The organism is Janthinobacterium woesei (assembly GCF_051380875.1).
GTDB lineage: Bacteria > Pseudomonadota > Gammaproteobacteria > Burkholderiales > Burkholderiaceae_D > Janthinobacterium.
Map to the genome: position 1 here is coordinate 115,548 of NZ_JBNYXW010000018.1, position 22,035 is coordinate 137,582.

Below are 22,035 nucleotides of genomic sequence, written 5' to 3' on the forward strand. Positions count from 1 at the left end.
ATGCCGACGATGCATCTTTCCGCGCTGGCCCAGCTGGGCTTGACGGGTCTGCTGGTGGCGCTGCTGCCCTTGGCCATGGTGTGGGTGTCTGCGGACGCCAACAAATACCGCAAACTGGTATGGATCGCCGTCTTCCTGACGGTCGACCTGATCATGTTTGGCGGCTTTACGCGCTTGTCCGATTCCGGCCTGGGCTGTCCTGACTGGCCAGGATGTTATGGTTCTGCCAATCCTTTCCTTGCGCACGAGCACATCGTGGCTGCCGAAACCCTGATGCCGACGGGCCCCGTGACGGTGGTGAAAGCCTGGATCGAAATGACGCACCGCTACCTGGCCATGGCCATCGGCGTGCTGATCGTGGCGATGATGGTGCAGGCCTGGCGCCAGTGGCTTAAAAACCGCCGCGAAGAATTCGCGCCGGCGCTGCCGACGGCGCTGTTCCTGTTCGTCTGCCTGCAGGGCGCGTTTGGCGCCTGGACGGTCACGTTGAAGCTGCAACCGGTGATCGTCACCATCCACTTGCTGCTGGGAATGGGTCTGCTGGCCATGCTGACGTGGCTGGGCGGGCGCCAGGACAATGCCGTAGCGCCGTTGCGGCGCGCCGATGCGGACGCCTCCGTGCTGCGCCCCGTGCGCGCGCTGGCTATCCTGTCGCTCGTGCTGCTGACCGTGCAGATCGCGCTGGGCGGCTGGGTGAGCACTAACTACGCCACCCTGGCCTGCACGGATTTCCCCCTGTGCGGCGGCAAGGTCATTCCTGACATGGATTTCGAGCACGGTTTTCATCTGTGGCGCGAGCTGGGCAAGACGGCCGCCGGCCACTACTTGCCGTTTTCCGCGCTGACAGCGATCCACTGGGTGCACCGCAACTTCGCCTTCATCGTGCTGGCTGGCATCGGCTACACGGTGTGGCGCGCGTGGAGTCTGCCATCCTTGCGCGGTACGGCGCGGGCGATTGCCGTGGTGCTGGCCTTGCAGGCGGCCACGGGCCTGGCGACGATCTACCTGAGCTGGCCGCTGTCGATTGCCGTGCTGCATAACGGCGGGGCGGCGCTGCTCGTGTTGTTGCTGACCATGTTAAACTACAAGGCTAAATTCCAACTCGATGTTGCGCGGACACCCGCCTCCGCCTCCGCGACAGTGCCCCCGGCACCAGGCAGTACTTCCCGTATCCCATAAATGACTACTCAGACCATCAGCCGTAAACCTACTCCTCGCATCGCCCAGTATTGGGCGCTGACCAAGCCGCGCGTGACGCAGCTGGCTGTTTTTTGCGCCGTCATCGGCATGTTCCTGGCCAGCGATGAGTTGCCGGACTGGCATGCGGTGGTATTCGGCACCATCGGCATCTGGCTGCTGGCAGGTGCCGCGTTTGCCGTCAACTGCCTGGCCGAGCGGGAAATCGATGCGCGCATGGCCCGCACGGCGCGCCGCCCGATGGCCATGGGCGACATCAGCGTCAAGCAAACGGTGGTGTTTGCGCTGGTGATCGGCAGCCTGGGCATGGCTATACTTTACAACCTGGTCAATCCCTTGACCATGTGGCTGACCTTTGTCACCTTTGTCGGCTATGCCTTGATCTATACCATGGTGCTGAAACCGGCCACGCCGCAAAATATCGTCATCGGCGGCCTGTCCGGCGCCATGCCGCCCGCCTTGGGCTGGGCCGCCGTCGCCAACGACGTGCCGATGCAGGCCTGGCTGCTGGTCTTGATCATTTTCGTCTGGACGCCGCCGCACTTCTGGGCGCTGGCCATGTACCGCCGCGACGATTACGCGCGCTCGGGCTTGCCCATGCTGCCCGTCACGCATGGCATGAAATTCACACAATTCCACGTCTGGCTGTATTCGATCGCGCTGGCCGCCACCACCTTGCTGCCATTCGCCGTGCGCATGAGCGGCCTGATTTACCTGGGCTCGGCCATGCTGCTGAACGCCGGCTTCCTGTATTACTCGTGGAAGATGTACCGCCACTACACGGACTTGATCGCGCGCAAGGCGTTTACGTATTCCATCATCTACCTGGCGCTGCTGTTTGCGGCCCTGCTGGTCGACCATTACATTCCACTGGGATTATGAAAAAATACCTTAGCCTGTTGTTGGCCACCGCATTGGTCGCCGTGCTGGCCGGCTGCGGCAAGCCGGCCGCGCCCAAGCTGGAATTCAAGAACACCGATGTGACGGGCCTGGGCTATGCGCGCGAGTTCGCCCTGACCGACCACACGGGCCATGCGCGCACCTTGGCCGACTACAAGGGCAAGCTGGTGCTGATGTTCTTCGGCTACACGCAATGCCCGGACGTGTGCCCCACCACCATGGCCGACATGGCGCAGGTGATGCAGGCAATGGGCCCGCAGGCGGAGCAGGTGCAAGTGCTGTTCGTCACCGTCGATCCCGCGCGCGACACGCAAGCGCTGCTGGCCGAATATGTGCCAGCCTTCGACAAGCGCTTCGTCGGCCTGTATGGCGACGCGGCGGCCACGGCCAGGGTGGCCAAGGAATTCAAGGTGTATTACGCCAAGGTCGAGGGCGAGACGGACAGCAGCTACACGGTCGACCACACGGCCGGCACCTATGTGTTTGACCGCGACGGCAAGATCCGCCTGTTCGTGCGCCACGGTGAAAAGCCGGCCGCAATCGCGCACGATCTTAAACTTCTGCTATCCTGATCCGGTCGCGCCCAGAGGGCGCCATCCTCAGGATTAGCGGTACATGGACAAACGTTTTGAGCCCTACGCCCGCCTTGCGGCCATCATCTTCCTGTTGATCGGCTGCTTTTTCGTCTTGCGGCCTTTCCTGGCCGCCATGCTGTTTGCCGCCTGCGTGGGTATTTCCAGCTGGCCCCTGTATATCCTCCTGCTGGAACGTCTGAAAGGCCGCCGCAACTGGGCGGCCGCCATCATGACCCTCTCCCTGGTGCTGGTCATCGTCTTGCCGCTGGCCCTCGTCACCTATAACCTGGCCGACAATGTGTCGCGCATCTACGAACAATTGCGCGCCGCGCTGGAGTCGGGCAGCCTGCATCCGCCGGCCTGGCTGGCCAGCATTCCCGTGGTGGGTGAAACCATCGCCGGCTATGTGCAGCGCCTGCTCGATGACCGCGAAGAACTATTGAATTTGGGCAAGACCATGCTGGAACCGGCGCGCCATTTCCTCGCCTCGGGCGGCATCGTGCTGGGCACGGGCCTGGCGCAGACCAGCCTGGCCGTGTTCGTCAGCTTCTTCCTCTACCGCGATGGCCAGCAATTGAGCCGTGTGCTGATGACGGGCGCCAAGCGCATCATTGGCGACAGCGCGCCGGGCGTGGCGCTGACTGTCAGCCGCACCGTGCGCGGCGTCATGTACGGCTTGCTGGGCACGGCGCTGGCGCAGGCGCTGGTGGCGGTGGTGGGCTTCTTGATCGCCGGCGTGCCGGCCGTGGCCCTGCTGGGCGTGGCCACCTTCATCTTTTCGCTGATACCGGTCGGGCCGCCCTTGATCTGGGGCGGCGCCGCCATCTGGCTATTCAATGACGGCCAGACGGGCTGGGGCATCTTCATGCTGGTGTGGGGGGGCTTGCTGATCAGCGGCGTGGACAATGTGGTGAAACCCATGCTGATCAGCCGTGGCAGCAGCCTGCCCTTCCTGCTGGTGCTGCTTGGCGTGCTGGGCGGCGTGCTGGCGTTCGGCTTCGTCGGCATTTTCATTGGCCCGACCCTGCTGGCGGTGCTGTACAGCCTGCTGCAGACGTGGACGGTGGGCGAGACCACCGTGCCACAGGGCAAGGATACGCTGTCGCGCAAGAAAGATTAATCCCTCAAATCGGCATCGAGGTCGCGTTCCTGCTTCGGGATCACCTTGAGGAGCACGATGCGCGGGCCATTCATCTTCTTGACGACGATATCGAAGTCGACAAAGGTGATGCGCTGGCCTTGCTTGGGAATGTCGCCCAGCTTGACCATGATCAAGCCGCCCACCGATTCCACGTCGTCCAGGCCCAGCTCCTCGTTTTCGATATCGATACCGAGGATGCGTTCGAGCGAGAAGATGGGCAGGCTGGCCTTGCCGATCAGGGTGCCGTCGCTTTGCTTGAGCCAGTCGTTTTCATTGCGGCGGAATTCATCGCGGATTTCACCGACCATGGCGCCGAGCAAGTTATCCAGCGTAATGAAACCCAGCGGGCGCTTGCCCTTTTCGCCGATCAGGGCGAAATGGGGCGCGCCGTCGCGAAAGCGCCGGAACAGTTCCAGCGCCGGCGTGCGCGCGGAAATGATGTCCACTGGACGCAAGAAGGGCGTTAGCGAGGTGATCGGTTTGCCCGCCTGCTGGGCGAAAAACAGGTCTTTCAGATGCACCACGCCCAATACGTCGTCTTCGTTCATGTCGAAATACGGGTAGCGGCTGAAACGGTTGCGCAGCACCGTGTCGAGGTTTTCTTCCAGGGTGTTCGAGGCGTGCAAAGCGATGACTTCATTGATCGGGCGCATCAGGTCCGACACTGTCATTTGTTCAAAATCAAGCGATTGCGCCAGGATGTTGCGTTCGTCGCGCGTGAATTTCTCGCCGGGCTGGCTGGTGCGCAGGATCAGCTTGAGTTCATCGGAAGAATAGTGGGCATCGTGGCCGCCCTTGCCGGACAGGCCCGCCATGCGCAGCACCCAGTTGGCGCTGGCGTTGAGCAGGTAAATGGCCGGGTACATGGCCCAATAGAAACCATACAGGGGAATCGCGCTCCACAGGCCGACGGCTACCGGGTTGCGGATCGCCATCGATTTGGGCGCCAGTTCGCCCACGACGATGTGCAGGAAGGAAATCACGCTGAAGGCGACGACGAACGAGACGCCGTGGATCAGCTCTTGCGAGGTGACGCCGATGGCGCCGAACACGGGTTCGAGCAGGCCGGCAAAGGCTGGTTCACCGACCCAGCCCAAGCCCAGCGAGGCCAGCGTGATGCCCAGCTGGCAGGCCGACAGGTAGGCGTCCAGCTGGCCGTGTACCTTGGCCAGGATGCGGCCCCGCAGTCCCTGTGTCTTGGCGATGGCGCGGATACGCGTGCGGCGCAATGTGACGATGCCAAACTCGGCGGCAACAAAAAAACCGTTCAGCGCGACCAGGAAGAGGGCGAGCAGGACTAGCAAGACATTGTGCATGGGGGCGCAATAAGATGGGCTGTAAAAACGTCATCTTAAACGACGAAGGGCGGCATAGCCTAATTTTGCCGCGCGCGCTCCCGTTGCCGGCGGGTGCGCGCGGTGCTTTGTCAACGCTTGTCAGCCTTTGGCAGCCGTTTGCGGCCCGCCGCGCATGCAAAAGACCATGGCGGCCGAGACGATGGCGGGGATGGCGACGACGAGGAAAATCGTGCTGTTGGGCCAGTTTAAACGGATCAGCTCGCCACCGAGCACGGGGCCGATGATGGAGCCGATGCGTCCGATCCCCAGGCTCCAGCCGATGCCCGTCGAGCGCAGGGTGGTCGGATAGTAGCTGGCCGCCAGGGCGTTCACGGCAGGCTGGCCGCCCACCACGCAGAAGCCGGCAATGAAGATGGTAATGAAGAGGAAGGCCAGCGACACGTCCGGGCGGCCGATCAGGGCAATCGCGACGGCGGCGACCAGGAAGCATGGCAGCAGGATGCGGCGGAAGCTGGAGCGGTCGATCAGCTGGCCCATGACCAGGGTGCCGATGGTGCCGCCCACTTGCAGGGCCGTGCCGGCCAGTACGGCGTTGGCCGTGGACAAGCCCGCTTCCTTGGCAATCGTCGGCAGCCAGTTCGACAGGAAATATAAATTCAACAAGTTCATGAAGTTGATGACCCACAACAAGATCGTCATCTTGGCGCGGCCGTCCGTAAACAATTGCAGCACGGGCGCGCCCTTGTGTGCCTTCTCATGCACCACGTATTGCGTCTCGGCCGTGATGCTGACGGTGGGGTCGATGCGTTTCAGCCACTGCGCCACCTTGTCGAGCTTGCGTTGCTTCAGCACCAGGAACTGCATCGATTCGGGCAGCAGGAAGAACATCAGCACGCCGATGACGAGCGGCACCACGCCGCCCACGTAAAACACGGATTGCCAGCCAAACGCAGGAATCAGCGCGGCCGACAGCAAGCCGCCCAGCACGGCGCCCAAGGTAAAACCGCACGACACCAGCATCATCAGGGTGACTTTTTTGCGCAGCGGGCTGTATTCGCCGGCCAGCGCCATGGCGTTCGGCATCACGGCGCCCAGGCCCAGCCCGGTGATGAAGCGTATCAGCTGCAATTGCTCGATGTTTGTCGCCAGCGGCGTGACCAGCATGCACAGGGAAAAGAAGATGGTCGAGCCGATCAGCACGGGGCGGCGGCCGAACTTGTCGGCCGTGATGCTGAACACCAATGAACCGACCAGCATGCCCAGCAAGCCGGCGCCGAAGACGGGGCCCAGGTTGGCCTTGCTGACATGCCAGTCGGCAATGATGGCGGGCGCCACATAGCCCATCGCCTGCACGTCGAAGCCATCCATGATGACGCACAGCCCGCACAGGATCAGCATGCCGACCTGGAAGGTGCCGATCTTGTTGTTATTGATGAGATCGGGAATATCGATCGTCTTGCCTGCCGTGGACATGGTGCCGCTCCTGTTTTTTATGGTTATCGCGCCTTGCCGTCGGGCGGCAAGTGCGTGTTTGTCTCAGGCATTATTACAATCGTTTTTGATTGATTGTTCAAACGTTATTTTCGAATGAATTTATCAGCTTTCCTTCTGAATCTTTGGCCTGGCATGGATGGCTCCCAGGATCACATCCAGCGCCGGGTGCATGATCTTGCGTTCGTTCGAGATGACATAGAACTGCTCGCGCAAGGACGAGGCGTCGCCGACCAGCACGGCGCCGAATTGCTCCTCGATATCGGCGGCCAGGCTGGCCGATGCGAAGAACAGGCCCAGTCCCTTGCGGCCGAAGGCGTTGAGCATGGCGTTGTCCTCGAATTCGCCCACCACGTCGGGGCGCACGCCTTGCTGCACCATCCACTCGTCGATGCGGCCACGCAAGGCATTATTGCGCGCAGGCAATAGAAAGGGCGCGCCGCTCAGGCGCCGGGGGAAATCCTCGCGATATTTTTCGGCCAGCGCGGGCACGCCGAACAGCTTCATGGCGCTCTCGCCCCACAGGTGGCTGGACACGCGCAGGCTGGCGCCGGCCGGCACGGCGCGGTCCGTCAAGACCAGGTCCAGCTTGTGCAGGGCCAGGTCGGCTAGCAGGGATTCGAATTCATCTTCCAGGCATACCAGCTTGATGGGCTTGTCCAGGCTGCGCGTGGCGTCGAGCATGCGGTAGGCCATCAGTTTTGGCAGGGAATCGGAAATGCCCACCGTCAGGCGCATCTTTTCCGCGTCGGCATCGGCCAGCGCGTCCTGCATCTGCTCGCCCAGGAGAAAGATCTGGTCGGCATAGCCGAGCGCCAAGCGGCCCGCCTCGGTCGGCACCAGCCGCCGTCCCTGCGGCTGCAGCAAGGATTTCCCCAGTTCCTTTTCCAGCAGGGCCAGCTGGGTGCTGATGGTTTGCACGGCCAGTCCCAGGCGTTCGGCCGCGCGTGTCACGCCGCCTTCCCTGGCGACGACCCAAAAGAAGTACAAATGGCGGTAATTGAAGCCAGTGGTTTTCATCGCAGCTTCCAATCTTCTGTTTTTACGAAGTAATACTTCCATTATCTTCTATTTTTAAATGTGTCGCCCGACCCTATACTACGTTCCATTGAATGTAGATAAAGGGAACTATCGATGAAGCATTTCAGAGTGTCATTTCTAGTGACATTTATCTGCCTGGGCATCTCGGCCTGGTGGGGCTATACGCATGGTGGCGTGCAAACGATGTTTGCAGCGCTGGGTATTGCAGTGATCCTGGGCGTGATGGAAGTATCGCTGTCCTTTGACAACGCGGTGGTCAACGCCTCGGTGCTGAAGAACTGGGACAAGTTCTGGCAAGGCCTGTTCCTGGGCGTGGGTATCATCATCGCCGTCTTCGGCATGCGCCTGGTGTTCCCGCTGGTCATCGTGGCACAAGCGGCTGACCTGGGACTGCTGGAAGTATGGAATCTGGCGCTGAGCAATCCGGAACAGTATTCGATGCACCTGACCAACCACCACGCAGAAGTGGCGGCCTTCGGCGGTATTTTCCTGCTGCTGGTGTTCCTGAACTTCCTGCTGGACTCGGAGAAGGAAACGCACTGGCTGGGCCGGATTGAAGAAAAACTGGGCGCGCTGGGCAAGATCTCCTCGATTTCCGTGATGATCGCGCTGGGCACCCTGATGGCCAGCCTCTCGATGATCGAAGAAGGCCAGAAACTGGTGGTGCTGACGGCCGGCCTGTGGGGTATCCTGACCTACGTGGGCGTCGATGTGGTGAGTGGCTTGCTGGAAGGCAATAATGGCGACGGCAACATGGGCGACATCGTCAAGCGCGGCGGTATTGGCGGCTTCCTGTACCTGGAAGTGCTCGATGCATCGTTCTCGTTCGACGGCGTGATCGGCGCGTTTGCCATCACCAAGGATGTCGTGATCATCATGCTGGGCCTGGCCATTGGCGCGATGTTCGTGCGGTCGATGACGGTGTTCCTGGTACGCAAGGGTACGTTGGATGAGTTCGTTTATCTGGAACACGGTGCGCACTATGCGATCGGTATCCTGGCCGTGATCATGTTGGTCAGCATGAAGTTCCACGTTCCCGAGCTCTTCACGGGTCTGATTGGGGTGGCCTTCATTCTCGCCTCGCTATGGTCGTCGATCCGCTACAAGCGCAGGATGGCCTTGCTGGAAGGCGATGACGACAAGCAGCCCGAGCTGGAAACAGCAGCCAAGGCAGTGTAAAAAATGCGCGGCAAACGTTCACACCCGTTTGCCAGCGTGATGCAGCAAGCGCCGCTGCCGGCCCGGGGAGTCGGGCCGGTGGAGGGCGCCAGGTGACCACAGTAGTTATTTGGTAGTTATACGCGCTGGACTTTTATTTCACATAGGAGAAATACATCATGGCAATCAGTCTGCAAAAAGGCGGCAACGTCAACCTGAGCAAAGAAGCCCCTGGCATTTCAAAGATGATCATCGGCCTGGGCTGGGATGCCCGCGCCACCGATGGCGCCGCGTTCGACATCGACGGTTCCATCTTCCTGTTGAAAGCCGACGGCAAGGTACGCGCCGACGTCGACATGATTTTCTACAACAACCTGAAATCGAGCGACGGTTCCGTCACCCACTCGGGCGACAACACCACCGGCGCCGGCGATGGCGACGATGAAACCGTCATCGTCGATTTGGCCACGGTGCCAGCCGAGATCGACAAGATCGCCGTTTGCGTGACGATCCACGATGCCGAAGCGCGCAAGCAAAACTTTGGTATGGTATCGAAGGCTTACGTGCGCTGCGTCAATGCCAATGGCAACACGGAAATCGCCCGCTTCGATCTGTCGGAAGACGGCTCGTCCGAAACGGCCATGGTCTTCGGCGAAATCTACCGCAATGGCGCCGATTGGAAATTCAAGGCCATCGGCCAGGGCTACAAGGGCGGTTTAGGTCCTTTGGCTGCGTCGTTCGGCGTCGGCGTCTAAGTTGTCAATAGCAAGGGCGGTGCGCGAGGCGGACCGCCGCCATCACCATCATCGTTGAGGAAGGAATAGTCAGATGCCAGTTTTTAATGTCACCGGGGATGTCGACCCGTTCCTGCATGTGTCGCTTGCCAAGGGTGAGAAGATTTATTGCGAATCGAATGCGATGGTGATGATGGAAACCAATCTTGAACTGAAAGGTAAGATGACTGGCGGCATTGGTGCGGCGCTGATGCGCACCTTTGCCAACGGCGAATCGTTCTTTCAGCAGCATATCGAGGCACTGCGTGGCGACGGCGACTGCTTGCTGTCGCCCACCTTGCCCGGCGCGATGCGGATACTCGAGGTTGGCGTCCAGCAATACATGATCAGCGACGGCGCCTTCGTGGCGGCCAGTGCTGGCGTGGAATTGAAGGTGCGCACGCAGAGCCTGGGCAATGCGCTGTTTGCCCAGAGCGGTGGTTTTTTTATCACCGAGACGGCAGGCAGCGGCCAATTGGCGGTGTCCGGTTTTGGCGCGATGTCGACACTGGAAGTGACGCCTGGCAAGGACGTGGTGATCGATAACGCCCACGTCGTGTGCTGGGACAACCGCCTGCAATACGAAATTTCCATCACGACCGGCAGCAGCGGCGGCTTTCTGGGCAACCTGATCAATAGCCAGACCAGCGGCGAGGGCATGGTGCTGAAGTTTTCAGGCACGGGAAAAATCCTCGTGTGCTCGCGCAACCGCGCGGCCTTCCTCGCCTGGACGCAAAGCAAGCCGGCGTAACACGTTTTGATGCAACTAACCAAACAGGAGCAATGCGTATGTCTGTCAATTTGAGCAAAGGCCAGAAGATTTCTCTGGACAAAGAAGCTGGTACCACCCTGACCCGTATCACCATGGGTCTGGGCTGGGATGCGGCCAAGACCAAGGGTTTCCTGGGTTTCGGTTCGAAAACCGAAGCCGTCGACCTGGATGCATCGTGCGTGATGTTCGATGAAAACAATAGCACGTCCGACATCGTCTGGTTCCGCCAGCTGAAAAGCAAGGATGGCAGCATTGTCCACACGGGCGACAACCGCACGGGCGCGGGCGATGGCGACGACGAACAGATCGAAGTTGATCTGTCGAAAGTGCCAGCGAACGTGAAAAGCCTGGTCTTCACCGTCAACAGCTTCACGGGCCAGAACTTCTCGCAGGTGGAAAACGCCTATTGCCGCATCTTGAATGCCAGCAATAACCAGGAAGTGGCGCGTTTCAACCTGTCTGTGCAAGGTACCCACACGGCGCAGATCATGGCCAAGCTGTACCGCCATAACGGCGAATGGAAGATGCACGCCATCGGCGAAAACGGCAACGGTCGTACCTTTGACGACTTGATGCCGCAGATTTCCGTGCATCTATAAGGAGCAGTATGCAGTGGGCGGGGGACGGACCGGATACCGGTCCTTGTCCGCTGCTCTATATTTAGGAGAGTATGTCGTGATGCGATTGCTGATAGCCGTGCTATTTCCATGTCTCACGTTTTTCATGCTGGCGCGCCCGCTGGCCGGTGCCGCCGCCTTGATCATGCAGTGCACTGTGATCGGCTGGGTGCCGGCGGCCCTGTGGGCCCTGTACACGGTGAACCAGCATAAAACGGAGCAGGAACTGGAGGGTGCGTTAAGCCGCAGCTACATGCGCAGGCGTAGCCGGTTGATCTAAGGTCGGTTGATCTACATTCGCCGGGCGCCAGGAATCCTTGCGCTAAAGCCCGCACGAGCAATCGTGCGGGCTTTTTTGTGAAATACCGGCGGGATGGCCATATTTCTTCATGATTGAATGGCGATTTGGCAAGCCAGCACTGCCGCGTTATAGCCGGCGTGTACCAGCATGGGCGCCAGCAGCGCGCCGCTGCGCGCATACGCAAGCCCCGCGCACAGGCCCAGCACGAAGACGGGCAGCATGGAAGCGGGCGGGTGCACGATGGCAAACAGGGCGGCGGCGATGGCGATCGCTGGCCAGGCGGGCAGCGAACGGCGCAAGCCACCCTGGAGCAAGCCGCGGAAGATGAATTCCTCGCACAGGGGTGCGGCCAGCACCGTCAAGCCCAGCAGCCACAGCCCGTTCCCCTTGATGCCGATCAATGGCGACGCTGCTGGCAGTGGCAGCAGGGCCGTGTAGCCGATGCCGAAGAGGGCCGCCACGGCAGCGCCCGCTGCACCCCAGCGCCACGCGTGGCTGCCGTGGCCGATGCGCGGCACGCCGGCCGTCTTGCTGCGCCAGTAGACCAGGCGCACCAGCCCATACGTGAGCGCGCCGGCACTGCCAAAGGCGACGGCCACTTGCGCCAGCGGCGCAGCCAGCTGGCCTTTGAGCAGGATCAAGGCCAGGGTTTGCAGGATAAAAAACAGCATGGCGGCGATCAGGCCATCCGACGCCGAGACCCTGGCCGGCGGCGAGGCGGCCGGATCGAGCAAGTAGGGTACTTGATCGCGCGCCTTTTGCCACAGGGCCACGGCCAGCGCCGCTGTCAGCACGACGAACACCAGCTGCTGTGCCAGGCTGCCGGCGGCCAGGGCGGCAATGTACAGGCTGGTCAACAGCAGATACAGGTACATATAGGTGGGGCGCATTTTTGCCGTCGTCTCGGTGGCCAGCGGATCGCTGGCAAACACGCCCAGCGCCACGGCGATCATCGAGTACAGGGGAATGCCGGCCAGGGCCAGCAGCATCAGGCCCGCCGTCTGCCACTGCCATGCGGGCAGCCAGGCCAGCGCCGCGCCAAACAGGACTACCGGGTAGAGCAGGGCCAGCACGGCCCACAGCTGGGCCTTTTGCCGCAGCGCCTGCTCGACGGAGACGGGAAACGTGTACAGCAGCCACAGCGCGCCGCCCTCCTTGTTCAAGGTCTGGAAGGCCGACATCATCAGCACATAGGTGCCGAGGAAAAAGCCCGTCGCCGCCAGCAGGGCGGGACTGGCCAGCAGTGCGTGCACGTCGCGCGCCTGGCCCGTAAACAGGGCCTGGCCGCCGAGGATCAGCAGCGGCATCAGCAAGGTTTGCACCAGAAAATTGCGATCGCGCAAAAGCAAGGTCAGTTCGCGGCGCTGGATCACCGTGCCGATGTGCCAGCGGCGCGCGCTGGCAGGCGAGGCCGCAGGCGCGCTCTTGCGGCTGGCTTCGCGCTGGCCCGCGCCCACCACGCCGCAGCGCAGCTGGCGCCGCAGAATGGCCATGCCCAGAAGCATCAACAACAGCACTTGCGCCAGCAGCAGGGCCGCTGGCAGCAAGGCGGCCATCACGCTATCGGTATTGAGCAGGCGCACCAGCAGGCCAGGCGGCGTCCAGCTGCTCCAGGTGGGCATGGCTGCTGCCCAGCCATAGGCAAAGCCGCCCGTGCCCATGCCGAAGGACATGCCCATGTACATGGGAAACAGGCTTGCCACCGACAGCAGCGCCTGCAGGTTGCCCAGCTGGGCGGCACTGAGCGACAGGCGCAAGCCCGTGTCGACCAGGGTGCGCAGCATGGCGGCCAGGGCCAGCAAGACCAGGCTGGCCGCCAGCCCAGACAAGGGCGCTAGCCAGCCCTGGCCGGAATACCAGGCGATCATGGTGGTGCTGGGCCACAAGGCGATCAGGCCGGCCGGATTGACGAGCGTGCGTTCGAGCACGCGGGCCCACAGCAGGGTGCCTTTTTCGACCGGCAACGTCACCAGCCATTCCAGGTCCCAATCGGGCTTGGATAATTCGCCCATGCCCAGCGGCAGCAAGACGCTGACCAGCCACAGCAGCGCCAGCTGCAGGGCCAGGCCGCCGACCAGCGCCGCGCTGAAGGGGCTGGCCATCAGCTGGGCGATGACGGGATCGAGCAACTGGCTTTCCGTCTGCATGCTGCCTTGCGCCTGGCAGGCAGCTACCTGGTCGAGCAGGCAATGCATGTTCAACAGGCTATGGCGGGCGATATTGCCGAAGGAAAATAGCATGGGCGCAAGCAGCAGTGCGCCCAGCAGCCAGCGTCCCCGTTTCTTGCCCGGTGTGGCGGGGCGGCTCTTGCTGCTGCGCTTGAACGCCAGCCCCCTGCCGCTGACGTTGACGAGGCGCTGCAGGCGCAAGCGGGTCAGCAGCCAGACGGCGCGCCAGGAGGTGGGCGGCGCCGGCGTCACGCGGCGGCCGTTTCGTCAGTGAGTTGCAGGAAGATGTCTTCCAGGCTGCCGTCGCTGGACAGTTGCTGGCGGATATCGTCCAGGCTGCCCGTCGCCACCAGGGCGCCCCGGTGGATGATGGCGACCCGGCTGCACAGCTTTTGCGCCATGTCGAGCAAATGCGTAGAGACAAAAATGGTGGTGCCGGCTGCGGCGATGCGCAGCAAGCGTTCCTGCACGTCGCGCGAGGCGCGCGGGTCGAGGCCGTTGATCGGCTCATCTAAAATCAGCACGGCCGGCTCGTGGATCAGCGCGCAGGCCAGGCCCAGCTTTTTCTTCATGCCCAGAGAGTAATTCACGGCGAAATCTTCGCTGGCCTCGTCCAGGCCGAACTGCGTCAACAGCCGCGTCGTGCGGGCGGCCGCTTCCGCGCGCGAATAGCCATGCATTTCGGCAACGAATTGCAGGATTTCGCGGCCCCGCAAATAATCGTAAAAGATGGGGTTGTCGGGCAGATAGCCGACCTTGCGCTTGACGGCGGCGCCGTCGCGGTGGCAATCGAGGCCATCGATCAGCACGCAGCCGCTGCTGGGGACCAGGATGCCCATCAGCATGCGGATGGTGGTGGTCTTGCCAGCGCCATTTGGCCCCAGGAAGCCGAAGACTTCGCCTTTGCCCACCTGCAAGGTGAGCGGTTTGACGGCCTCGAAGCTGCCGTATTGTTTGGATAAACCTTCGAAGGCAATCATCATGCATCCCGAAAAAATAAATAGCTTGCGAGATGATAGCCTGATACCGATACCCGGACCCCAGGTTCTTAATGGCGCAGCATCACGCCCATGGTTTTTCTCTTTGGTTGCTTCAGAGATACAAAACCTTGGCACCTGTAGGAGCGTCCATGCTGCGTGCCGCCTGGCAGTACCGTTCAGCGGCCGCCGAATGCGGCCAGCAGGCGCCGTTCGCCAGCGGGCGTGATGCACAGGGCGCGGCTGTCGAGCTCGCGTTCGGCCCAGCGCTGGCGCAAGGCCAGCTGCAGGATGGCCGCGCCTAGCGCGCCGCCCAGGTGGGCGCGCCGTTCACTCCAGTCCAGGCAGGCACAGGCAAAGCGGCGGCGCTGGCGCTGCAATTGCGGCACATCGATGCCCAAGGCTGCCATGCCAGCCGCTCCCGCTGCCGACAGCTGGTAATCGTCGCCATCGTCCAGCAGCCAGCCTTGCGCATGCAACTGGTCGTGCAAGGCGACGGCCACCGTGCCGGCCATGTGGTCGTAGCAGGTGCGGGCGTGGCGCAGGCGGTCCGGCGTGGTGGGAGAGAACGGCTGCCGGGTTACGCCGGCCACCACCAGCAGTGCTTCGAGCGCCTGGCCCACCTCGGCGCTGGCCAGGCGGAAATAGCGGTGCTTGCCTTGCGCAAGCATAGTCAGCAAGCCGTCCTCGCGCAGGCGGGACAAATGCGCGCTGGCCGTCGAGGCGCCCACGTCGGCCAGCGCCGCCAATTCAGTGGCCGTGCGCGCGTGGCCATCGAGCAGGCTGCACAGCATGCGCGCGCGGGCCGGTTCGGCGATGGCGCCGGCCAGTTGTGCCAGTCCCATATCGGCCGTGCGATGTTGATGGCTGTCATCCATGATTCGTTCTTGGGCGAAGTGTTGTGGTGGAAGGGCCAGCATACTCGCCTCCCTTCATCACTGCAATGGAAGCCGCATGCCCCTCGCCGATCCCGCCCACCCGCTCGCCGCCGTCACCCACGCGGCGCCTTATGCTTACTATCGCCGCCTGGCGGAAGGTCCGCCGCTGCGTTTTGATGCGCAGCTCGATTGCTGGCTGGCGACGGGTATGGCCGGCGTGCGCGCCGTGCTGGAACATCCGGATTGCCGCGTGCGCCCGGTCAGCCAGCCTGTGCCGGATACTCTGGCGGGCACGCCGTGCGGTGCAATTTTTATGGAACTGGTGCGCATGAATGACGGCGAACGGCATGCCGTGCCGAAACAGGTGCTGGCGCAGGCGCTGGGCCAGGTGGACCTGGCGCGCCTGCAAGCGCAGACATTGCAGATGGCCAGCGATCACGTGCCCGCCAGCGCCGCGCAATTGAACGACGCACTGTTCCAGCTCCCCCTGTTTGCCATGGCGGACTTGCTGGGCTTTGCGCCAGCACAATGGCCGGCGCTGGCGGCCCGGACGCGCGATTTCGTTGCCTGCCTGTCGCCGCTGAGCAATGTCGCCCAGCTGGCCGGCGCGCAGGAAGCGGCCGACGCCTTGCTGCAAGGTTTTAGCCGCTTGCTGCGCGAGGTGGATGCGTTGCCCGGCAGCTTGCTGGCCGCTATCGTGACAGAGGCGGAAGCGCCGGGCTGGCATGCCGCGGGCAGCTTGCTGGCCAACCTGGTGGGTTTGCTGTCGCAGACGTGCGAAGCGACGGCCGGCATGCTCGGCAATGCCATCGTGGCCCTGCGCACGCAGCCGGCATTGCACGCGCAAATGCGCGCCGCGCCACAGTCGTGGCCAGCCATCCTGCGCGAGGTCAGCCGGCACGATCCAGCGATCCACAACACGCGCCGCTACACGGCGGAAGACGTGGACATTGACGGCGTGCGGGTGGCCGCCGGACAGATGATCGTCGTCGTGCTGGCCAGCGCCTGTCACGATGCGGGTGCGCATGCAGAGCCTGACGTGCTGCAGCGGCCCGGTTCCCCCATGCTGGCGACACCGGGCTTTGGTCATGGGCGTCATGGATGTCCGGGCCAGTCCATCGCGCACGCCATCGCCGCAGCCTGCATGCAGGCGTGGGCCGATGGGCTGGAAGGTTTGCCGCTGGCATGGACGTATCGGCCGTCGCTGAATGCGCGCATTCCCATTTTTAGCCAGGGAGCAAGGTCATGATCGCCGTGATTTTTGAAGTCTGGCCCAGCGAGCATGGCCGCCAGGAATACCTCGACCTGGCGGCCGCGTTGCGGCCCTTGCTCGATGAAGTCGATGGCTTCATTTCCATCGAGCGCTTCGGCAGTCTGAGCGAACCGGGCAAGCTGTTGTCGCTATCGTTTTTCCGCGATGAAGCGGCGCTGGCGCAGTGGCGGCAGCTCGAGGCACACCGCGCGGCGCAGTCGGTGGGCCGGCACGGCGTGTTTGACGATTACCGCTTGCGCATCGCCACGGTGGTGCGCGATTACGGCATGGCCGAAAGGCAACAGGCGCCATCCGACAGCCAACGGCGCCATGGTGCTTAGCGAGGCAGCGCGCCTTGCGTGATCTTGACCTTGACCCGGTAGCTGGGCTCGACCGCATGCAGGGCCGGCGGCGTGGCCGGGTCGACGTCGAGCAGGGTAAAGGTCAGGTGGTTGACGCTGACGGAACTGGCGCCGCCGGGCATGGAATCGGACAGCACGATATCAGTCGCGCCCGCCTTGTTGAGCAGGCTGAAACTGTAGCTGACGTAACCTTTCCACACGCAGACGGCGCCTTTGCGGCAGCGGCTGTCGTTGACGCGTTCCAGTTTCAAGGTGTCGGTGGCCGTGATGGCCACTTGCTGGCCCGGCGAGAGTACGTGGGTGAGGCTGCGCGGCGTGTTTTCCGCGTCGCCGGCGCTGGCCGCTGCGCCGCAGCCGGCTAGCACGGCCAGGCAGGCGATGAGCAAGGCTAACAAGAAGCGACGATACGAGTGAGATAGGTAATGCATGCTTTTCCTTTCAGATGGAGCGTCCTCGGCGTGGCGTCCACGCGTGAGATGAAATGATGGTATCAAAATGATATTTTTCCCGGCGCGCCATTGGCGTGCTGCGGATGAATTGATGCGCCGGCCACGCGGCGCACCGATTACTGCGTAAAATGGCTGTTTTGAAAATCAGGAAACAACCATGAAAAAAACTGCCCTGGCGAAAAGCGATGCCAAGAAACTGATGGGAAAGATGAATGTTCCCGGCGCCGGTGCATTCGGTAAGGAAGCGGTGGTCGTCGACCGCCGCGAGCAGCGCAAGCGCGATCAGGCGCTGGGCCTGGTGCCATTCGCCGTCAAGCTGAACAGCGATCTGGTCTTGCAATTGCAGAGTCTGGCCAAGGAACGCGATGCGGATCTGAATGAATTGGTCGCTGAGCTGATCACCAAGGGTCTGGCTGCAGCTTAACGTCCGACAATGTTTATCTGTTCAACATTGTTAAAGTTCACAATCATCAAAGTACAAAACTAAAAGGCGCCTTGCGGCGCCTTTTTACTACGGCTTCACTTTTTTCTTACACGAAGGCCGCCAGGGCGCCCTTCATTTTTTTCAACGCCGCCACTTCGACCTGGCGGATGCGTTCGGCCGAGACGCCAAACTCTTCTGCCAGTGCGTGCAGGGTGGCGCCGGAACCGTCGTCGTTGGCCAGCCAGCGTGCTTCGATGATGCGGCGCGAACGGGCGTCCAGCTTGCCCAGGGCGGTTTCCAGGCCCACCGATTGCAAACGCGTTACCTGTTGCGCTTCGAGCACCTTGGTCGGTTCGCTTTGCTCCGACGACAGGTAGGCGATCGGCGAAAACCTGTCGTCTTCATCGTCGGTCGGCGATTCCAGGGCGATGTCGCGGCCGCTCAGGCGCGTTTCCATCTCGATCACTTCTTCGCGCTTCACATCGAGCAGCTTGGCCAGCGCATCGATTTGCTTCGGCGTCATCGCGTCCAGGCCCGTCTTGTGGCTGCGCAGGTTGAAGAACAGCTTGCGCTGCGCCTTCGTCGTCGCCACTTTGACCAGGCGCCAGTTTTTCAGGATGTACTCATGCATCTCGGCTTTCACCCAGTGCATGGCGTACGACACCAGGCGCACGCCCTGGTCCGGATCGAAACGTTTCACAGCTTTCATCAAGCCGATATTGCCTTCTTGAATCAAGTCGGCGTGCGGCAAGCCATAGCCCAGATAGCCGCGGGCAATCGAGACCACCAGGCGCAGGTGCGACAGCACCAGCTCTTGCGCGGCGGCCAGGTCATTCTTTTCGCGCAGGCGTGTCGCCAGCGAAATTTCTTCGGCGTGGGTCAACATGGGCAGGCGGTTCACGGCTGAGATGTAGGCGTCGATATTGCCCAGATTGCCAGTGAAGCCGAGGCCCAGCGCGTTATTTTTGGTCGGAACCAATGCGGACGGTGCGGACATCATAGTCATGTTTTCTCCCTCATAGTCTTGCTGTGTTCCAGTGGGCCACGTCACACGACATGGCCCAGTTTTATGCTTGTACTTGCGTAGATTGTCTTGCGTATTCGGTCTTGCACTTTGCAGCTCGCGGCACCATCTACATCGGGTACTCATGGTGTTTCTGCTTGGGATGTCCCTATATTAGCACTCTCTGCTTTAGAGTGCCAATCGGCACATTTAATCGCTCTGATAGCCTAAATACTATGGCAATGTAATACTTGATGCTTTATCTAGAACGCGCCGCCAGGGCGCATGGCCGTTATAGTGTGCGCCTGTCTGGCTCTGCGCGAAAGGGCTGCACGTGCCTTCTCTACGACAACAGGCATAGTCTACGGGGGCAAGCTGAAGCGAGCCTTAAGAATACTTGCTAAATATCAAGATAACCACAGCATGGGCGAATAGTAAGCAACAAGGGAAGAGATGACGCACGGCGGCACCAGCGGCGCCGCCATGGGAAAGTTCAGTTCAGGCGCGCCAGGTGGCGCTGCACGCAGAGGAAGGCGCCGATCAGGCCCAGGCCGGCGCTGAGGGCCAGCAAGCCGGCCATCGGCAGCGGGGCCAGCGGCACTAGCTGGAATTCGGACGCGTACAGGCGGGCAAACTCGGCAATTGCCGTGTTCAGCGGTTGCAAGGCCAGCGCCACGCCACCGAGCGCCAGCGCACCCGCGCACAGGCCCAGCAGGGCGCCCGTGTAATAGAAGGGGCGGTGGATGAAGGTGTCCGTCGCACCGATCAATTTCGAGATGCTGATTTCATCGCGCTGCTGCATCACTTGCAAACGGATGGTATTGAAGACCACGGCAATCACGGCCACGCCCAAGGTAATGGCCAGCAGTAACAGCACCAGGCGCAGCACGCCCAGCAAGGCCGCCAGGCGCTTGACCCAGGCCGAATCGACTTGCGCCGATTCCACGCCGGGCAGGTGGCGCAACTGTTCGGCCACTGCATCGACATCTTGCGCTTCGCTGGCGCTATGGAAAGCATCCAGTTTCAGCACATAGCTGTCGGGCAAGGGATTGTCACCCAGGGTGCTCAGCACGTCGGCCAGGCCGCTCTTGTTTTTCAGCGTATCGAGCGCCTGTTCGCGCGGGATGAAGACGATCTTGGCCTTCTGGTCGCGCACGATCTTGCGCATCTCGCCGGCCAGGGCCACGGCTTGCTCGCGCGGCGTATCGATTTTCAGGAAAATGCTGATTTCCGGATCGACCGACATCTGCTCGGACATGGGGCGCACATTGTCGAGCATGGTCAAGCCGGCAAACGGCAGCGACAGGGCGATGGCGACGACGAACACGTTCAGCAAGAAGCCGCCCGGCGACTTGCGCAGATGAATCAGCGCCGAACCCAGCGCGAAGCGGTGTTGGCGGAACCAGCCTCTCATGTGCGTTCCCCTTCTGCATCATCCTGGCCCGGCGTCGGCGAAAAGTCCGGGTCGGGCGCGGCGAAGACGGGTGCCTGCGTGGCCTTGTCGATGGCCACCAGCTGGCCGTTTTCCAGGTGGATCACGCGGGCGGCGGCGTCGAGCATTTGTTCGTCATGGCTGGAAATGAGGCAAGTCACGCCCACGGAGTGAAACGCTTTCAGGGCGTCGAGCACCTTGTTGGCGCTGGCGCGGTCCAGGTTGGCCGTCGGTTCGTCGGCCAGGATGATTTGCGGCCGGTTGACGATGGCGCGCGCGATGGAGACGCGCTGCTGCTCCCCGCCCGACAGCGACAGCGGACGCGCCATGGCGCGGTCGAGCAGGCCGACTTTATCGAGCGCGGCGCGTGCGCGTTGCTCGGCGGCCACCTTGTGGGCGCCCACCACCAGCAGCGGCAGCATGACATTGGCCAGGATGGAGCGGTCGTTGAGCAGTTTTTGCTGCTGGAAGATCAGGCCCATGTTGCGGCGCAGAAAGGGCACGCCGGCCGGCTTGATCTTGGCCATGTCCTGGCCATTGACGATCAGCTTGCCCGAAGAAGGGCGTTCCATGGCGGCAATCATCTTCAGCAGGGTGGACTTGCCGGCGCCGGACGGCCCCGCCAAAAAAACCAGCTCGCCTTTGGCAATATTGAGCGAAATGTCGCTGAGTGCCACTGCGTCGGAGGCGTATTGCTTGCTGACGTGCTGAAATTCAATCATGTAGGCTTATCCGAGCAGCGCTTCGACAAATTCGGCAGCCACGAAAGGCTGCAAGTCTTCAATTTTTTCACCGATGCCGATGAAATACACGGGCACCGGGCGCACGCGGGCGATTGCCGCCAGCACGCCGCCCTTGGCGGTGCCGTCCAGTTTGGTGATCACCAGGCCGCTCAGCTGCAGGGCATCGTCAAAAGCTTTTACTTGCGACAAGGCGTTCTGGCCCGTGTTGCCGTCGATGACGAGCAAGGTTTCATGCGGCGCGCCATCCATGCCCTTGCCGATCACGCGCTTGATTTTCTTCAATTCTTCCATCAGGTGCAGCTGCGTCGGCAGGCGGCCGGCCGTGTCGACCATCACCACGTCGATACCGCGCGCCTTGGCCGATTGCACCGCGTCGTAAGCCACGGCGGCCGGGTCGCCCGATTCCTGCGAAATCACGGTCACGTTGTTGCGCTCGCCCCACACCATCAGCTGCTCGCGCGCGGCGGCGCGGAAGGTGTCGCCCGCAGCGAGCAAGACGGACTGGTGATTCGACTGCATGTGCTTGGCCAGCTTGCCGATGGTGGTGGTCTTGCCGGCGCCATTCACGCCGGAAATCATCATCACCAGCGGCTTGTGGCGGCCCAGCTCGTAGCGTTTTTCCAGCGGCGAGAGCAGGTCGATCAGCAGCACTTTCAGGGCGGCCTTGACGGCAGCGGCATCGAGTAGCTTGTCTTCCTTGACCTTTTTCTTCAATTCCGTGAGCAGGTAGTCGGTGGCGTCGATGCCGGCGTCGGACATCAGCAGCGCCGCTTCCAGCTCTTCGTACAGGTCGTCGTCGATCTTCGCGCCGACGAACAGCACGGATAAAGTATTCGAGGTTTTCGACAGGCCCGCCTTCAGGCGCATCATCCACGATTTTTTCTCGGGTTCGGCGGCCACGATCACGGGTACGAGTTCGGCTGGCGCGCCGCTCAGGGGCGTAGCGGACGGTGCGGCAGGCGGCGTGATGGCGGCGGGAGGGGGGGCAACTTCGACACTGACAGGCACGGCTTCAGGGGCGACGGGTTTTTTCTTGAAGAAACTAAACATGGATGTGTGGTGGCGGGTGCTGACCTTAGGCCC

General features: G+C 62.1%; 23 protein-coding genes. 12 read left to right on the forward strand and 11 right to left on the reverse strand.

Features of this window, described 5'->3' with window-relative positions:
• Positions 1 to 9 precede the first annotated feature (9 nt).
• From ACQ4W6_RS20690 to ACQ4W6_RS20705, 4 genes are read left to right on the forward strand one after another with little or no spacing between them, the layout of a single operon-like run.
• On the forward strand, positions 10 to 1,179 hold the full coding sequence (locus ACQ4W6_RS20690) for a COX15/CtaA family protein (RefSeq protein WP_436569082.1): 1,170 nt from the start codon (positions 10 to 12) through the stop codon (positions 1,177 to 1,179).
• Complete coding sequence (gene cyoE / locus ACQ4W6_RS20695; RefSeq protein ID WP_436569054.1) at positions 1,180 to 2,079, forward strand: heme o synthase; 900 nt, start codon at positions 1,180 to 1,182, stop codon at positions 2,077 to 2,079.
• A complete protein-coding gene (locus ACQ4W6_RS20700; RefSeq protein ID WP_436569055.1) occupies positions 2,076 to 2,669 on the forward strand; it encodes an SCO family protein in 594 nt (197 codons plus the stop codon). The genes cyoE and ACQ4W6_RS20700 overlap by 4 nt, the downstream gene beginning before the upstream one ends.
• A 43-nt stretch (positions 2,670 to 2,712) precedes the next feature.
• A complete protein-coding gene (locus ACQ4W6_RS20705) occupies positions 2,713 to 3,792 on the forward strand; it encodes an AI-2E family transporter (RefSeq protein WP_436569056.1) in 1,080 nt (359 codons plus the stop codon).
• Here ACQ4W6_RS20705 and ACQ4W6_RS20710 read toward each other — a convergent pair.
• From ACQ4W6_RS20710 to nhaR, 3 genes are all read right to left on the reverse strand, one after another.
• Complete coding sequence (locus ACQ4W6_RS20710) at positions 3,789 to 5,129, reverse strand: hemolysin family protein (protein WP_436569057.1); 1,341 nt, start codon at positions 5,127 to 5,129, stop codon at positions 3,789 to 3,791. The two genes, ACQ4W6_RS20705 and ACQ4W6_RS20710, sit on opposite strands and share 4 nt — an antisense overlap.
• A 120-nt stretch (positions 5,130 to 5,249) precedes the next feature.
• Positions 5,250 to 6,584, reverse strand: a complete 1,335-nt coding sequence (locus ACQ4W6_RS20715; protein ID WP_436569058.1) for an MFS transporter — start codon at positions 6,582 to 6,584, stop codon at positions 5,250 to 5,252.
• 123 nt (positions 6,585 to 6,707) lie between these two features.
• Positions 6,708 to 7,622 carry a transcriptional activator NhaR gene (gene nhaR / locus ACQ4W6_RS20720; RefSeq protein ID WP_436569059.1) on the reverse strand — a complete coding sequence of 305 codons (915 nt, stop codon included), beginning with the start codon at positions 7,620 to 7,622 and terminating at the stop codon, positions 6,708 to 6,710.
• Positions 7,623 to 7,736: 114 nt separating this feature from the next.
• Here nhaR and ACQ4W6_RS20725 point away from each other — a divergent pair, with 114 nt between their 5' ends.
• The 5 genes from ACQ4W6_RS20725 (at position 7,737) to ACQ4W6_RS20745 (ending at position 11,243) form a co-directional block, all read left to right on the forward strand.
• Positions 7,737 to 8,822, forward strand: coding sequence for a DUF475 domain-containing protein (locus ACQ4W6_RS20725; protein ID WP_436569060.1), 1,086 nt, complete (start codon positions 7,737 to 7,739; stop codon positions 8,820 to 8,822).
• A 158-nt stretch (positions 8,823 to 8,980) separates the two neighbouring features.
• Positions 8,981 to 9,556 (forward strand): TerD family protein, encoded by a 576-nt coding sequence (locus tag ACQ4W6_RS20730; protein WP_436569061.1) that lies wholly within the window; start codon positions 8,981 to 8,983, stop codon positions 9,554 to 9,556.
• Positions 9,557 to 9,629: 73 nt separating this feature from the next.
• Positions 9,630 to 10,325 (forward strand): TIGR00266 family protein, encoded by a 696-nt coding sequence (locus ACQ4W6_RS20735; protein WP_436569062.1) that lies wholly within the window; start codon positions 9,630 to 9,632, stop codon positions 10,323 to 10,325.
• A 38-nt stretch (positions 10,326 to 10,363) separates the two neighbouring features.
• Positions 10,364 to 10,945, forward strand: a complete 582-nt coding sequence (locus ACQ4W6_RS20740; protein WP_436569063.1) for a TerD family protein — start codon at positions 10,364 to 10,366, stop codon at positions 10,943 to 10,945.
• Positions 10,946 to 11,024: 79 nt separating this feature from the next.
• Positions 11,025 to 11,243 (forward strand): YqaE/Pmp3 family membrane protein, encoded by a 219-nt coding sequence (locus ACQ4W6_RS20745; RefSeq protein WP_436569083.1) that lies wholly within the window; start codon positions 11,025 to 11,027, stop codon positions 11,241 to 11,243.
• A gap of 107 nt (positions 11,244 to 11,350) precedes the next feature.
• On the opposite strand, the gene ACQ4W6_RS20750 is transcribed toward ACQ4W6_RS20745, so the two are convergent.
• From ACQ4W6_RS20750 to ACQ4W6_RS20760, 3 genes are all read right to left on the reverse strand, one after another.
• Positions 11,351 to 13,684 (reverse strand): CPBP family intramembrane glutamic endopeptidase, encoded by a 2,334-nt coding sequence (locus tag ACQ4W6_RS20750; protein WP_436569064.1) that lies wholly within the window; start codon positions 13,682 to 13,684, stop codon positions 11,351 to 11,353.
• Positions 13,681 to 14,415: an ABC transporter ATP-binding protein gene (locus tag ACQ4W6_RS20755; protein ID WP_436569065.1), complete on the reverse strand. Its 735-nt coding sequence runs from the start codon at positions 14,413 to 14,415 to the stop codon at positions 13,681 to 13,683. The genes ACQ4W6_RS20750 and ACQ4W6_RS20755 overlap by 4 nt, the downstream gene beginning before the upstream one ends.
• Before the next feature lie 173 nt (positions 14,416 to 14,588).
• Positions 14,589 to 15,287, reverse strand: a complete 699-nt coding sequence (locus tag ACQ4W6_RS20760; protein WP_436569066.1) for an ArsR/SmtB family transcription factor — start codon at positions 15,285 to 15,287, stop codon at positions 14,589 to 14,591.
• 76 nt (positions 15,288 to 15,363) lie between these two features.
• Here ACQ4W6_RS20760 and ACQ4W6_RS20765 point away from each other — a divergent pair, with 76 nt between their 5' ends.
• Both ACQ4W6_RS20765 and ACQ4W6_RS20770 read left to right on the forward strand, forming a co-directional pair.
• Positions 15,364 to 16,536, forward strand: a complete 1,173-nt coding sequence (locus tag ACQ4W6_RS20765; protein ID WP_436569067.1) for a cytochrome P450 — start codon at positions 15,364 to 15,366, stop codon at positions 16,534 to 16,536.
• On the forward strand, positions 16,533 to 16,880 hold the full coding sequence (locus ACQ4W6_RS20770) for an antibiotic biosynthesis monooxygenase family protein (protein ID WP_436569068.1): 348 nt from the start codon (positions 16,533 to 16,535) through the stop codon (positions 16,878 to 16,880). Before ACQ4W6_RS20765 ends, ACQ4W6_RS20770 begins: the two co-directional genes overlap by 4 nt.
• Here ACQ4W6_RS20770 and ACQ4W6_RS20775 read toward each other — a convergent pair.
• Positions 16,877 to 17,329 (reverse strand): hypothetical protein, encoded by a 453-nt coding sequence (locus tag ACQ4W6_RS20775; protein ID WP_436569069.1) that lies wholly within the window; start codon positions 17,327 to 17,329, stop codon positions 16,877 to 16,879. The genes ACQ4W6_RS20770 and ACQ4W6_RS20775 overlap by 4 nt on opposite strands.
• Positions 17,330 to 17,507: 178 nt before the next feature.
• Between ACQ4W6_RS20775 and ACQ4W6_RS20780 the strand changes: the two genes are divergently transcribed.
• Positions 17,508 to 17,774: a hypothetical protein gene (locus ACQ4W6_RS20780; RefSeq protein WP_436569070.1), complete on the forward strand. Its 267-nt coding sequence runs from the start codon at positions 17,508 to 17,510 to the stop codon at positions 17,772 to 17,774.
• Between the two features lie 106 nt (positions 17,775 to 17,880).
• Here ACQ4W6_RS20780 and rpoH read toward each other — a convergent pair whose 3' ends face one another.
• The 4 genes from rpoH to ftsY all read right to left on the reverse strand — a co-directional run bounded on the left by rpoH (position 17,881) and on the right by ftsY (position 22,002).
• Entirely contained in the window at positions 17,881 to 18,774 is an 894-nt protein-coding gene (rpoH, locus tag ACQ4W6_RS20785; protein ID WP_436569084.1) for an RNA polymerase sigma factor RpoH, read from the reverse strand.
• Positions 18,775 to 19,270: 496 nt separating this feature from the next.
• A complete protein-coding gene (gene ftsX / locus ACQ4W6_RS20790) occupies positions 19,271 to 20,191 on the reverse strand; it encodes a permease-like cell division protein FtsX (RefSeq protein ID WP_436569071.1) in 921 nt (306 codons plus the stop codon).
• Positions 20,188 to 20,931: a cell division ATP-binding protein FtsE gene (locus ACQ4W6_RS20795; RefSeq protein ID WP_436569072.1), complete on the reverse strand. Its 744-nt coding sequence runs from the start codon at positions 20,929 to 20,931 to the stop codon at positions 20,188 to 20,190. The genes ftsX and ACQ4W6_RS20795 overlap by 4 nt, the downstream gene beginning before the upstream one ends.
• 6 nt (positions 20,932 to 20,937) lie before the next feature.
• The gene (gene ftsY, locus ACQ4W6_RS20800; protein WP_436569073.1) at positions 20,938 to 22,002 is read right to left on the reverse strand and encodes a signal recognition particle-docking protein FtsY; all 1,065 of its coding nucleotides are present in this window, start codon (positions 22,000 to 22,002) and stop codon (positions 20,938 to 20,940) included.
• Positions 22,003 to 22,035: the final 33 nt, after the last annotated feature.